The sequence below is a fragment of the Croceivirga sp. JEA036 genome (assembly GCF_011882165.1).
Taxonomy (GTDB): domain Bacteria; phylum Bacteroidota; class Bacteroidia; order Flavobacteriales; family Flavobacteriaceae; genus Croceivirga.
On sequence record NZ_JAATON010000002.1, the window covers coordinates 694,679 to 709,282 of the forward strand.

8 protein-coding genes are annotated in these 14,604 nt (G+C 36.2%); 3 read left to right on the forward strand and 5 right to left on the reverse strand.

Translation table 11 applies throughout. From position 1 onward, the window contains the following. Positions 1–138 precede the first annotated feature (138 nt). The 3 genes from HCO57_RS08020 to HCO57_RS08030 are packed head-to-tail and all read left to right on the forward strand — an operon-like array spanning position 139 to position 4,632. On the forward strand, positions 139–3,357 hold the full coding sequence (locus HCO57_RS08020) for a S41 family peptidase (RefSeq protein WP_167988589.1): 3,219 nt from the start codon (positions 139–141) through the stop codon (positions 3,355–3,357). Between the two features lie 23 nt (positions 3,358–3,380). Continuing rightward, positions 3,381–4,139: an SDR family NAD(P)-dependent oxidoreductase gene (locus tag HCO57_RS08025; RefSeq protein WP_167988590.1), complete on the forward strand. Its 759-nt coding sequence runs from the start codon at positions 3,381–3,383 to the stop codon at positions 4,137–4,139. 13 nt (positions 4,140–4,152) lie between these two features. Then, positions 4,153–4,632: a hypothetical protein gene (locus HCO57_RS08030; RefSeq protein WP_167988591.1), complete on the forward strand. Its 480-nt coding sequence runs from the start codon at positions 4,153–4,155 to the stop codon at positions 4,630–4,632. A gap of 9 nt (positions 4,633–4,641) precedes the next feature. Here HCO57_RS08030 and HCO57_RS08035 read toward each other — a convergent pair whose 3' ends face one another. The 5 genes from HCO57_RS08035 to pelF are packed head-to-tail and all read right to left on the reverse strand — an operon-like array spanning position 4,642 to position 14,548. Continuing rightward, positions 4,642–8,640 carry a DUF2194 domain-containing protein gene (locus HCO57_RS08035; RefSeq protein WP_167988592.1) on the reverse strand — a complete coding sequence of 1,333 codons (3,999 nt, stop codon included), beginning with the start codon at positions 8,638–8,640 and terminating at the stop codon, positions 4,642–4,644. Beyond that, the gene (locus HCO57_RS08040) at positions 8,624–10,609 is read right to left on the reverse strand and encodes a hypothetical protein (RefSeq protein ID WP_167988593.1); all 1,986 of its coding nucleotides are present in this window, start codon (positions 10,607–10,609) and stop codon (positions 8,624–8,626) included. Before HCO57_RS08040 ends, HCO57_RS08035 begins: the two co-directional genes overlap by 17 nt. Positions 10,610–10,618: 9 nt before the next feature. Next, positions 10,619–11,398: an endo alpha-1,4 polygalactosaminidase gene (locus HCO57_RS08045; protein WP_167988594.1), complete on the reverse strand. Its 780-nt coding sequence runs from the start codon at positions 11,396–11,398 to the stop codon at positions 10,619–10,621. A gap of 13 nt (positions 11,399–11,411) precedes the next feature. Next, positions 11,412–13,013 carry a hypothetical protein gene (locus HCO57_RS08050; RefSeq protein ID WP_167988595.1) on the reverse strand — a complete coding sequence of 534 codons (1,602 nt, stop codon included), beginning with the start codon at positions 13,011–13,013 and terminating at the stop codon, positions 11,412–11,414. Continuing rightward, complete coding sequence (gene pelF, locus HCO57_RS08055; RefSeq protein ID WP_167988596.1) at positions 13,013–14,548, reverse strand: GT4 family glycosyltransferase PelF; 1,536 nt, start codon at positions 14,546–14,548, stop codon at positions 13,013–13,015. Before pelF ends, HCO57_RS08050 begins: the two co-directional genes overlap by 1 nt. Positions 14,549–14,604: the final 56 nt, after the last annotated feature.

Here is a 14,604-nt window from a genome sequence, read left to right on the forward strand (position 1 = left end):
GTTGATATAGTCAAAACACAGGACACACCTTGCTTTCTTCTCTCCAAAAAATCCAAAATTCAATACTTCAACAACCCATTCTAAAAACTTATTGTAAACCCGTATCTTGTTACGGTTTAATCATCATCACATTAAAAAATGAACTACATCAAACTAAAAGCAGCTTTTCTTTTGCTAGCCTTTCATTTACTGTTTTTAAATCAAGGCATTGCCCAAGAAACCAAATTAATGCATCAACCAGCTATTAGCGATACGCAAATAGCATTCATCTATGCCCAAGACTTATGGGTGGCAGATAAGGACGGCAGCAATCCTAGAAGATTAACTGTTGATGAAGGCATAGAATCCAATCCGGTTTTTTCACCGGACGGGAGTTTGATTGCCTTTAATGCGGAGTATGATGGCAACCATGACGTCTATATTGTACCTGCCACTGGGGGCGTACCCAAAAGACTAACGTACCACCCATACCGGGATCTAGTAAGAGATTTTACCCCAGATGGAAAACAAGTACTATTCGCTTCTAGAAGAAATACACATACCAACCGCTATTTTAAATTATATACGGTGCCTGTTGAAGGTGGTGCTACTACAGCACTAGATGTACCTAATGCTTTTTGGGCCACCTATTCTAAGGATGGGCAACAGTTGGCCTACAACCCCTATTTTGATGCCTTTCACCAATGGAAAAACTATAGAGGTGGTCGTATTTCTAAAATATGGATATATGATATTGACTCGCATAAGATTACAGAGATTCCAAAACCCAATGGCGGCAGTAACGATGTACAACCACAATGGTATGGCGACAAGGTGTTTTTTAGAAGCGACCGCGATGGCGAGTTTAACTTATTTGGTTATGACACCAAAAGCAAACAAATTACCAAGCTAACAGAGTATACAGACTTTCCTGCTATAGACCCTAAAATGCATAAAGGCCTAATTATTTACGAACATGCCGGAACGTTGCATATTTATGACACCAATACGGGTAAAGACACCAAATTAAGTATAACTATAACTACGGATTTATTGGAGCTAAGGGAACGTTATGTTTCAGGACAAAACTACGTTCGGTCTGGTAGTATCTCGCCTTCTGGGGCTAGGGTGGTACTAGATTTTAGAGGAGAGGTGGTTACCCTACCCGCAGAAAAAGGAGATATCAAGAATATGACACAAACTCCAGGCGTGCATGAAAAATTTCCGGCATGGTCACCAGATGGCAAAACTATTGCCTATTTATCTGATGCCTCTGGTGAGTATGCTTTGCATGTGCAAACCGTAGCCACAGGTACCATCAAAAAAATAAAACTAGAGGGAACAGGGTTTTATGGCAACATGCATTGGTCTCCAAACAGTAAAATGGTAAGCTATGTAGATAATGGCCGTAATCTTTATGTCACCAATATCAACACTGCTAAAACTACTAAAATTGACCAAGACGAATTGTTTATACCGGGCGACTTAAGAGAGCTTTTTAATGATTGGTCTTACGATTCTAACTGGATAGCCTACACCAAGATTATTGGAACCAATTTTGAAAAAGCCTTCTTATATTCCTTAGCAGAGAACAAATCTTACGAACTTACCGATGGACTTGCCAACGTTACGGAACCTAAATTTGACCCTAGTGGAAAGTACATGTACGTTTTAGCTTCTACCGATGCGGGCCCTGTAGTTAATTGGTTTGACCAATCTAACCAAGACAAAGTAAGCACCAACACTATATACCTTTTAACTCTTCAAAAAGATGTTGTTTCACCCTTAAAAAAGGAAAACGATGTTGAATTAGGTGAAAACAAAGCAGCGGAAGCAAAAAAACCAGAAACCCTGAAAATAGATTGGGATGGTCTACAAAATAGAATGCTTGCGCTGCCCATTGAAACAGGTTCTTACAGTAATCTTGCTTTGGCTAATGAGGGCGAATTATATTATGTTTCAGCTGATATATTCAACGGGGAACGCCAACTCTTCAAATTTACCTTTGACGAACGGAAGGCCGAAGCACAATTTCCTTTAGACTATTTTGAGGTAGCTAGCGGAGGTAAAAAAATGTTTTATAACAGCAGTAACTCTTGGTTTGTGTCCGATTTAGGTAAAAAAGCTGAAAATGGCCCCTTACCCTTAAACAACATCGCTGTAAAAATAAATCCGCAAGAAGAATGGAACAATATCTTTAACGAAGCCTGGCGAGTTAATAGAGATTATTTTTACGACCCTGGAATGCATGGAGCAGATTGGAATACCATGAAAGCGAAATACGAACCCTTTTTGGCACACCTTTCTTGCAAAGATGACTTATACCGCGTAATGCGATGGATGTTTAGTGAGTTGGCCGTGGGGCACCACAGGTTTGATTGGGAAGGGGATGCACTTAATGAAGTCAAAAACATATCGGGCGGATTGCTAGGTGCGGATTACAAAGTAAACAACAATCGCTATCAGATAACCAAAATTTACGGAGGCCTCAACTGGACTCCAGATTTAAAATCGCCACTTACAGAACCCGGAGTACATGTAAACCAAGGTGATTATATCCTAGCCGTAAACGGTAAAAATGTTTTGGGGACTGATAATCTATACCGCTTTTTTGAAAACACCGCCAATACCCTAGTAGATTTAAAAGTAAGTTCTTCCCCAGATGGGAGCAATGCTAGAAACTACCAAGTAACACCCTTGGCTACGGAGTGGGCCATACGCAACCGCGATTGGGTAGAAGGGAATATGAAAAAGGTACATGAAGCTACCGATGGAAAAGTAGCCTATGTCTATGTGCCCAATACCGCTGCTGCCGGATTTGAATATTTTAAAAGATATTTTTACCCACAAGCTAATAAGGAAGCCATAATCATAGATGAACGCTTCAACGGCGGTGGGCAATTAGCAGATTATTATATAGACATTCTTAAAAGACCTGTACAAGCACACTGGAATTTTAGGTATGGAAAAGATTTAAAATCGCCCAGCGCCTCTATTCAAGGTCCAAAAGTTATGTTGATAGACGAAATGGCCGGTTCTGGAGGCGATTATTTACCATGGATGTTTCGCAAATTTGAATTGGGCACCTTAGTAGGTAAACGCACATGGGGTGGTCTTGTAGGTGTATTGGGTTACCCAGAATTTATAGATGGCGGGGTGGTTACCGCACCCAATGTAGCGTTCTATTCTGATAAAGGCTTTAGAGTGGAAAATGAAGGGGTTGCTCCTGATGTTGACGTGGAACAGTTACCAGAATTAGTGGTTAAGGGCCATGACCCTCAATTAGAAAAAGCGATAGAAATTATCCTTGAAGAACTTAAAGAAAAACCCACTAAGAAGACAGTAACACCAGCCTATCCGGTTAGGGTAAAGCAGTAAATACTAAATGGACTAATCATCTAATGCAATTCCAAAATAAAAAAGTATTGATAACAGGAGGCTCTAGAGGCATTGGCAAAGCAACTGCTTTAGCCTTTGCCCAACAGGGCGCCCAAGTAGGCATCAACTTCAAATCAAACAAAGATGAGGCTCAAAAATCTATAGATAGTTTACTTGGTGAAGGACATTATTTGTTTCAAAAGGATATTTCTGAAAAAGAAAATTGTCAGCAATTAATTGAAGAATTTATTGGTATCTATGGGCAACTAGACGTGTTGGTGAACAATGCTGGCATTTCAATTTTTCATGAAGTAGATAAGGTGAGTTTAGACGAGTGGTCTAGTGCATGGGAATCAACGTTTAAAACCAATTTGTTTGCTGCTGCCAACCTAACATTTTGTGCAGCCAAAGCCATGATGAAAACCGGCGGTGGCCGTATAGTAAACGTTTCTTCTAGAGGAGCTTTTAGGGGGGAACCTACTAAACCGGCTTATGGTGCTAGTAAAGCAGCATTGAACGCTATGAGCCAGTCTTTGGCCAAGAAGTTGGCGCCGCACAAAATTTACCTTGGTGTGGTTGCACCAGGATTTACCGAAACCGAAATGGCCGCAGTAACGCTTACACCAGCAGAACGCGACAATCTTTTGCGTGAGTCTCCCTTTAAACGCATGGCACAACCAAAAGAGGTTGCTCATGCTATATTATTTTTAGCTTCAGAACAAGCCGCATACACCTCTGGTACCATTATAGATGTAAATGGAGCCAGCTATTTAAGAAGTTAATGGATTTGATGTAATGAAAGCAGCAACAGTAGCACAATTAAAAAAAGAATTACAATATAAGGACCAAGAAGAATTGGTGCAGCTTAGTTTACGACTTGCTAAATTTAAACTAGAGAATAAAGAATTACTCTCTTATTTATTGTTCTTAGCAGATGATGAAGAAGATTACGTAGCAGAGGTAAAAGGTGATATTAGTTACGAATTTTCTGAAATTAACACTAGTAGTTATTTCTACATAAAAAAAAGCGTTAGGAAGATATTAAGAGGACTTAAAAAGAATATTAGATACTCCGGAAATAAAGAAACGGAGGTACGCCTTCTACTTCATTTTTGTGATGAACTTATAGCTATTAAGCCCAGTATAAGACGTAATAAAATGCTCATGAATATTTACGACCGCCAATTAGCCATGGCGAAGAAAAAAATTGATGCGCTCCATGAAGACTTGCAATATGATTACTTGCAATTGCTAGAAGCGCATCAATCTAATTAAAAATTCTAATTAAAAATTATATTTAAAAGGCTTTAAATGATAGGTAAACCCTAGGTTAAATGCATTAGAGAAGAAATTTTCTATAGTATAAAACTCAGCCCCTGCACTTACGGTAAAATATTTGCCCAAATTGGCATTTAAGTTGGCTAAATACCGCTCAAAATTTGGCTCGCCTTGATTTTCATAAAAATAGGTTGCGCTAGAATCTAAGTAGAATTTATTTTCTTGTTTACCAATTATAAGATGTACTCCCGCACCAGCTATAAAACGCTTATCTGCCAACCAATAGGGAAATCCATCCCTTTGATCCACACTGGCAACACCATAAGAGGCTTCTGCCAATGGCCCTAGTTGCCAACTAGCATTTGCATCAAGTAGGTTATAGGAAGTTCTAGCAGCACCCGTAGCCATAAAGGCTGCATCTGTAAAGTAATTACCTTCTATATTTATTATTTGTGTTAATTTGGGCAATAACTGCAGCTCATTATAACTTTCTACTGTTGCCATGTATATTCCACGCACATATCCTGGCCCAGTAGGTACTGGATTAAAACTCAATTTATTACTATAAAAGTTTTTTTCCTTAGCAAAGCTAATGCTAGCAGCAGCGTGGAAAAACGTATTATTAAAATTATCCCCTTCTATTCTTGCACTTAGGGTTAAATCGTATTCTTTATTCCAATCATTCTTAAAAATATATTCTAAGCCTAATACATTCCGTTCCTCATTATCCAGAGTATCTCCAATAAAATTTATGGGGTAAACAAACCCTCTAACACCTGCCAAGGCATGAATATTATTCTTCTTGTCCCTTAGATTATACCCTCCCTTAAAGTTAAGAACGGTTGGGTCTAACCTATCATTCATAGAATTGCCTTTAAAAAACACATCGTGCCCTTCTAAAAGCCGCTCTTTAGACCTTAATTCTGTTTTAGTATTATCACTAAATAAATTAGGATATTTACCGACCAAATACATTTGCTCACTAACAGGGAGGTATTCTACGTCCTTATTTATTTTACCGCGTAATTCAATATAGTTTTTACCACTTGCTATTTCATTGGTGATTTTTGCCGCACTGTTTAAATCACCTGTATACATTAGTAACGTAGCCATGTGGTACCTTACCTCATTATCTTCTGGATATAAATCCATATAATCCTGATAAACACGCTTCATTTTGGTGTATCGTCTAACCTCGTAATTCCAAGTAAGCAAATCCTTAACAGGTACGGTTGTTGCACAGTCTGTCCATGCTAAAGCCCCTCTGTAATTTTCTCTATTACCAAAGAGTATTGCAATTTTATCTGCTATTGGCACTAGTTCTTTTGCACAATAAGATTTAGACATTAACTCTGCATAAGCTTTATCCTCATCCGTCCTTATCAAAATACCATAATATTCGGCTGGGTTAGTTTCCTTTAACTCTTCAAAACGGGTAGATTTTAAAAACCAAAAATCTCTTGTTTCTTTATCAATAGTATCGGAGCAATACGCCCAATCTAAAGCATTGGTATAATCTAGAGCATCTGCGTAATACCAAGCCAATTCTGTCGCCATTGCCTTATAAGTTTCTTCACAAGCATCAATAGGCTGCAGAGCTATACTTAGCTCCGCATCTTTATTATCTAATAGGAACTTTATATAGGCCTTCTGGTCTTCTGCGCTTCCAGAGACATTGCTTAACTGCTTATAAGCCTGCTTTATATTAGTATGATTGTTTGAATCATTAAACGATGCTATATACTCTCTTAAAAAATCTACATTGCCTTGTTCTGCCTTTAGCATACGGTTGTACCAAAGTTTTTGAGTCGTTAAATTAGGATAGCCGTGTTTTTCCCCGATGGACAAAACATTATGTAAAAGACTAACATCTTTAGTCTCTTTAAATATGCTATCTAAAAAAGCCCACATAGCTTCTTTGTTGTTAGATTCTAACATTAAATTAGCATAATTATTCCACTGGCCACTGGTTAATTCATTTCCCTTTTTAACATGATTTTCCAACTCGGTTGCAGCCTCTTTATAATTACCTGTGTTTACCAATTCCTCCAATCGTTTGATTAAAGGCAAAAACTGAAATTTAAATTTATTAAACAGTTCACGCTCATTGGCCACCCTTGCAACAACTTCTGCATTACTTTCTCCAGAATTTACTTTTAATTGGCCTACAGAAATAAATGGGTCATGCGTTTTAATTTGATACAAATAACCATTAATAATAGGTAGCTTAGTATACTCCAAAATGTTCCCTGTAAGCTCTTTCTCAAACTTTGCAGCATTAGCTTTATCAACGTAAGAAAACCACAAAAATTCTTGTTCTTGTTCCCCATAGCTATCAGAATAAACCATATGGATCCCATCTTCTAAACTATGGTCATATCTTGCATAACGCCATCTAGCTGTAAGCTCTGAACCTTGAGTAGCAGTTACAAACCGCGTGTATGGATATTTCTTTTTAAACGCTTTTATCTCATCTTCAAAAATATTGTATAAACCTTTTTTACCATTCATGCTACGCCAAGGCAATGTTTTAGAATTTCTTAAAAAATAGCGCCCTGCTGTTTTTGTATTGGTACCATCTGGTATTTGAAAAACATCATCTGGGTGTAAAAAGTGAGTCCAAATTCCAGTAAATAAAAAGAGTGAATTGATGTCTAATTTTAAATCGTCACTAATTTCGAAACCACTAGAAATCCTAGGAAAGGCAAAAAAGTGATTATTCCAATTTTCTGGACCAAACTCTCTGTTACCACCAATATCATATTGTCCTAAATACGTGCTCTGAATAAATTTGATACTGGGAATTGCCTCTGCTAATTTTGCCATCCCTACACTATCTATAATATTAGAGGGTGGCACATAAGAAGTAGGTAACTTACCAAAATTTATTGTCTGCCATTTTTTTTCTGCAGAATTGAGTGCTGTTACCATATGGTCTGGATTCAACCATTCGTCTTTAGTCAAAGAAACATGGTTATAACCATGGAGTCCCAACTCGTGACCATTGTGTTTTAATTGTCTTCCCAACCAAGTACTTATTTCTTCTTCGTACCCACTTCGATTAAATTTATTGTACTCCCACTCTCCAAAAATAAATGGTGGTTGCACATTATAATTATAATCAAATGCAGGGTAAGCCGTATATTTAAGCTCTAAACGCTGCGCCAATGCAAGCATATCTGGCCACCAAATGTCCGTAACAAATTGAGACATATTTTTATTGAGATTGCTTTTTACTGGCTCTTTGTAAATATTGTATACCGGCGCAGGAAAATCATCTAAATGCACATTGGCTACATTAGATACTGGGTATGGCACCCCTTCCAAACCTCCTAAAAGTGACGCAAATAATACACCTCTAGAAATTTTATAGAAACGGTTTACAGAATTATGAACAATAACCTTTCCTTGACCTAATGAATGACTAAAAAGAATAGGATATTCTTTATTATTACTAGCAGTTGCCCAAACATCAATTTCGTCTTTAAAGTTTTCTTGACTAAACCCCTCATGCACATCATCTACAGCTGGTAACCGCTTATTTTTGGCTGTGGGAAAAATTTCTTTTAAAAAATAATATCCCTTAGCATTATGGTCTCTATTAAACTTGTAAGATGGTGTCATTCCCATAAGGTGTGCAGCCCGCTCGTCTCCAGCAACATTAGCAATAAAAAGCGTGCCCCCTTTGGCAACAAATTGATAAATAGTATCTAAAGCCCTATCATTCAACTCAAAGGTATTGGTTAAACAAATGGTCTTTATAGAGGTTGGTATTTTAGTTGTTAAATTAAACTGCTCCTCATTCATAGACAATAGCGGTAATTTGGCATAGTCTGTAACTTGGGCCAATTGTCTGTAAGTGGTGCTCGTACTCCCAATATATGCTATTAAGGGAGAATTATTATTTTTCTTAACCTTTGCAAAACTATGAGCCATTTGCTGGCCAGGCTGGCAAGAATATAAAATAACTGCAGCTAAGAAAAGAATACTAAAAGCCTTTTTCATAGTTAAAAATCATTTCGTTGATGTTACTTAAATTATTCGCGTTTACGATTTCTACAACCTTTAAGTTTTCGGTTTCTCCATACACTCGTAAACGCCTACCTTTTTGTTTTAAGGTCTCTAGTACTTGATAAGACTGTTCTTGTTGCTTAGAGCCAATGGTAAAGTGCGCATCTTCTTTATTCTTTTGCTTTGTAAAAATTACAAAAACACTCTCTGGCACTATTTCTTCTGGCAACATCTGCTCTTTTAAACCTTGATTTATTTTTTTAAAATAAACGGCATCCCTGTCTAAATAATCCTTTACAAATTCTGCGTGACTCATAAATAGATGCTCATTTTCTGAAAGTTGATATCCATAAAAATTATTAACCACCATAAAACTATTCTGAAATTGGTTTCTGTACAGCGCATCATAAAGCATTACTAATTCCTTTTTTAAATCTCCGGTAGTTTTATCATTAGAGTAGGATGGCTGTATAAGAATGGTGGCTAATATTACTAAACCCATGGCAGTAACTGTTCCGTTTTTCTTCAACTTAAACCAAAGACTAACTCTAGAAAAATTAGTGTCTATAAAACAGACTACTGCATGTATTCCTATAGCAATTTGGATAGGAAAAAGAACGGCTAGCGTTTTGTAAAATAAATCTACATCTAACCATAAAAAGCCAAAAATATTTACATGAAAGAGAATTAGAAATAAAAGCGTAAACCCAAAGCTAGCATTGTATTTATTATTCCTAATTTTTAAAAATAAGAGTACTAAAAAGCTAATCCATAAAACAATTTGATAGATTATTAATAACACATTAAAATCTATAAGTAATGTAGGGAAATAAGAATAACTCTGTATGCTTAAAATGTTACTTGTAAAAAATGAAAAAACATCAATTTTATGCACGTAACAAGAAACAATTTTTACACCAACCAAAATAATGGTAGCTGCCAAATACGCTAGAAGGCTCTTTCTTATATATTTTTTTTCTTGCTTGTAATTGACCAATGCTACTATTAGAAACAATGGCATCAACATAAACAACACGTAAAAATTAATTAACGCTACTGCAGACACCAGTAAAAATTGTATTAAAAAATACTTTTTCCGAAACACTGAAATTTCAGAAGGCTTTAAGAGAAATATTAAAAATGTAATCGCAAAAAATAGCGCCAAATCTACAGGCGAATTTTCCATTACAATATTGGTGTTCACCGGCAAAACGTAAAAAATAGTTGCAAAAAGCATGGTGCCAAAAAATGGAATCTTCCATTTAGAACCTGTAAAAGCAGCTAAGGCATAAAATATTGCAGTACAGAGTAAGAAAATCTCTATTAACCCAAAAGTATATAAGGCCATTTCTTTACTAATACCCGTAAGTTTGGCATATACATTTATAAAAGCATGTTCACCTACAATTCTATAATCATCTACCAACCAATTATTAGCATCAAAATTCTTTACAATCTTAAGAGATTCTAACCAAGCGCTTGATAAGGTGTACGTATCTGTATCTACATATGCAAAACGCATAACAATGGCCAATAGCCCGATGCTAAGCACCAAAATGGTAGGCTTATGAAACGTTTTAGGCATTATCTCTTTAATGCCTTTCTCCCAAAAATGTTTAAAAGAAAACTGTCTTTTTTCTAGTAAAACAAAAAAGCCAATTAACATGCGCCTTCTTAGCTCTTTTTCTTTTCCTTGTTCACCAATTAGTGAGCCTATTCTAAAATATTTGTAAAATGAAATTCCAAAGAGCAATAGTATGATGCTAAATGTGCTGTACATATTTAACTGCACCAAAACAAACATTCCTAACAACAACGCTGCACCATAAATAGCTGTACGCCTAACAAAATAAGAGTAGGTATAATTTTGCAAGTGTTGCCTAACTGCAAATTGATGTATCACCAATAAGCCTAATAACAAAAAGATAAGTCTAAACGGTGCTATTAAAAAATTATCGAACATTTATTCTACTTAGTCTTTAAATTGATTTAAGGCAATATTGCTTACATAGTAAGACAATGGCAGCCCACTTAACCGCTCTTTGATTTGTTGTTTCAATGCTTCTTTTAAAGCATACTCTACCACCAAAATCTCTATTTTAAATTCTTTTTTGGCTTTTAATAGTTGCTGCTTTCTTTGGTAAAAATCTTGTTGTTCTCTTAGTTGATATTTCTTTTGCTTAAAGTTGTAATCCGTAGCAACAGATTCTACCAATACCGTAGTTGTAAGTTGATGTGTTTGTGGCAGTATATCTAGCCCCCCGTTTTGCACCCACATTTTGGGATTCTCCTCCTTATTTATAGCCTTCATTAAATACAATACCTCATCCTTTAAATGTGGTAAATCTCCCCAAGTACCCACATTATCCATAGTATCTAAAAACAACCCATCAAATCCTTTTTTCAATAGGGACGAGGCCCGCTTTTTCATAAGCTCTAGCGCTTTATCATTTTTTAGATTGATGTAACAACTGCCCCAGGTTTCATTCTCTCCCATGGTGTAAGGTGCAAATGCATCATAACTTGCATCATCCTTACTTATTTCTGTAAAGCTGATGTATGCTAATACTAAATTGCACTTTGCCTTTAAGGCTTTAACTTCTTGTGCATTGTACAAGCTCCCTTCTACAATTAATAGCTTTAAATTTTCTGGTAACGCCTCTGGTTTTACCTTAGCATAACTCACCACAAAATTTTGTTGCACTTTACTTTGCATACTCCAAAGACTCGCTAGGCTTAAAAAGCTAATCATGACTAATTTTTTTTTAGTAGGCAGCACTGTAGTGAAAGTCTAAACGGTTAAAAAAATTATGCAAATGTTTATAGGTAAGAATGGTAAATACAACCGCCCCTACCAACATACCATATACGCTTAAATCATGCGTAAACGCTCTACTTAAAAGAAAACCACAACAAAAATTAACAACTATCGCAATAGCTAGAGCACGCAAACTAGGCCTTACAACATTGAGTGTAAACATATAAAGTACATTGAGCATACCCCAGCTCAAGAAAATATAGCCTAATGCACCGGCAATAGAAACATGCATACTTGTAGTTGCCAACTCCTCTCCAAACTTGGCAATATAACCCCAAGGTTCAGTTACTAAAATGTAAATAATTGCACTAGAAATTAGTGCTGTAATCCATAAAATTAAAATATGGCTGCGGTACAACTTTTTAAAATGATGACCGAACACCTTACCATCTTTAGAAGCTAGACCTTTTTGATTTTGGTCTAATTTTCTGCTAAATTCTGCAATGGCATATTCTCCAACGCCTACAAGGGCAAAAAACATAAGAATGGCTAAATCCATGCCTATCTCATAATTTTTTTCATAAAGTAAAGGGAACTTAAAGTTATTTGTCCAATTGGCAGACCAAGCAATTATACGATCCATAAAAACAAACACATACAAAAGCATTCCGTAAAAAAAGTAAGGGTAGTTATTGTAAAACACTTTTATTTTAGAAGGACGCTCATGTTCTCTTTTGTCTTTACCTATTTTCTGTCTAAAAAAATACCAAACAAATATTAGGTTAAATGTGATGGCCGATGCCAACCCTAAAAAATGACTTATATAGACGTGTACCTTAAACCCCTCATGTAACACTAAAGCAACTACCGTAGCTAAAGTTATTGTAATGGTAACCGCCCACCTTTTTTTAAGCGGATAAAACGGTGCAATAGTTAAAAGCAATGTAGCCAGCATAAAGGTATAACCACACAAAACAAACATAAAGGTCAAGGGAAACCAGTGTAAGAGAAAATTGGTTAGAAAAAGGAGTAGCACTGCTACCAAAAACAATTTGATTCCTGCTTGCGTATAGGAATAAATGAGATGCCTGGTCTTAGCATATTTTTTGTGCTCCCTATAGAAAAAGGCTTGTCTACCCATCAGTTGCACAAAACCACCAGATATTACAAATCCAAAGATGACTCCAAGCACCACTGCGGTAGATTGTACAATATTGAATTTAAGGTATGTCCAGAGGGAATAATTAAAGTAAATAATGGCAAATACTTGTATAAAGATAGGTAGCAAATAAAACAAACCCAGCCCATAATACTTAGCAAACCAATTTAATTTTACTTTAGAGTAATCATTTACAGGCAAATAGGCTTGTGTTACTAGTTCTTCCTTTTCTGCGGTATTTTTAACTTCTTCAGCAGGCATGCCTAGTATTTGATTATAGATGGCAGAAGCCAGCTCTTGTAAAGATCCAAAACCGTAATCTTCTGTGGTATCTTGGTCGCGAATACCTAAAGATTCTAATGCTGCGTACACCACCAGTAACCCTTGGGGTTTGCCCACTTGTGCAATTACTTTTGCACTTAGTTCATTGTACCTATCTACTGTATCCATTAAGCTATCTGAGTCTGCTTTAGTGGTTCTTTTTTTAATTGAGGTACTGGCGTTACCAAAGCTTGATATTCTTTTGTAAACAGTGCAATAAATTGTTCTATAGTAAAAAGCTCTAAAACTCTTTTTCTAGCTGCCTCTCCCATTTTTTGTCGAAGTACATCATCTTTCAATATTGCTACAACTTTATCTGCAATAGCTATAAAGTCTCTAGGCTTGCAAACAAACCCACATTCTTCTGTTAGCGCTTCTGTAACACCACCAACATCCGTAGCTACTACTGGTATGCTACAACTCATAGATTCTATCACAGTATATGGGAACCCTTCAGAAATAGAGGTGAGAATAGAGATATCACCCTCTAAAAACAATTCTTGCGGTTTATTATGAAAACCAGCAAGTTTAAAATGGTCTTCTAATGCTAACTCTGAGATTAAATTTTCGCATTGTTCTGTATATTCCGGAACAGCATCTTTATTACCATACACCAAAAAAAGTACATTTGGAATAGATTTGCGCACTTCTGCACAAACCTTTATCATGGTAATAATATCTTTTAAATCGAAAATCCTAGCGGCAGCCACAACTGTAGGCCTGTCTTTTTTAATAATTTTTTTTGCAGGAATAAATTTAGCCGCCTCTACCCCATTATAAACCACATTTACTTTTTCTTTCTTTGCTCCATAACGCAGTGCCCATTCTATATTAAACTTACTCACTGTTAATATACGGTCGCACTCTCTATAGGTTAACCGAGTTAACATTTCAGAAAAAACAATTAATAGTCTTTTTAAAAAAGGAGAATAAGCGGTCTTACTTATTGCTAACATGCGTTCTCTGATAAAAACACCATGTTCGGTTAACATTGTTTTAGCGCCATATTTTTCTTTATTCTTAAGCGCTGGTATAATTCCAGTCCCCGCAATGGTTAAATGGGTAATATCTGACTTTGGCGGATCTATGGCTAATGGAATTAAAAACCGATAAATTAATCGGATACCCATACTCATATCTTGCAACGTTGCCTCCTTAAATTCTTTCTGTGGCCAAATTTTTGAAATACAATGATTAAAACTGTTCCAAACAGATTCACTTCTTAAAGTAGACTTGTAATCGTAATTATTAAAAAATTGCCACATTTTTATGAATGCCTTTTTAATCGCTTCTAAATCTGCATCCGTTTGTGGAGCGTCCTTAAACGTATTTTCTAGAAAGAGTTTAAAATGTGGTACAAATAAATTTTGAACATTCTCATAGGTGGTCATCTCCCTACGCATAAGAATGGTTTTATATTCTTCATTATAATCTACACAGTCATACGGTTCTTCTGGAGACCAAACAGGGATTTGCACTATTTCTTTAACCGAGGTTCCTAAATCATATATAGGTTTATATTCCACATCTGCGGTAAGCGCATACAGGCTAAAATCAAAATCCTTAATATTTTGGGTAAGGTAATGTGCCCACGTAGAGACTCCGCCGCCTTTGTATGGGTACGTACCTTCTGTAACAAGAAGTATGTTCTTATTATTGCTCAAAGGAAACTTTTAGTTAATAGTTAACGCTTATACAAAAATCACTTTGCTAATCAGAA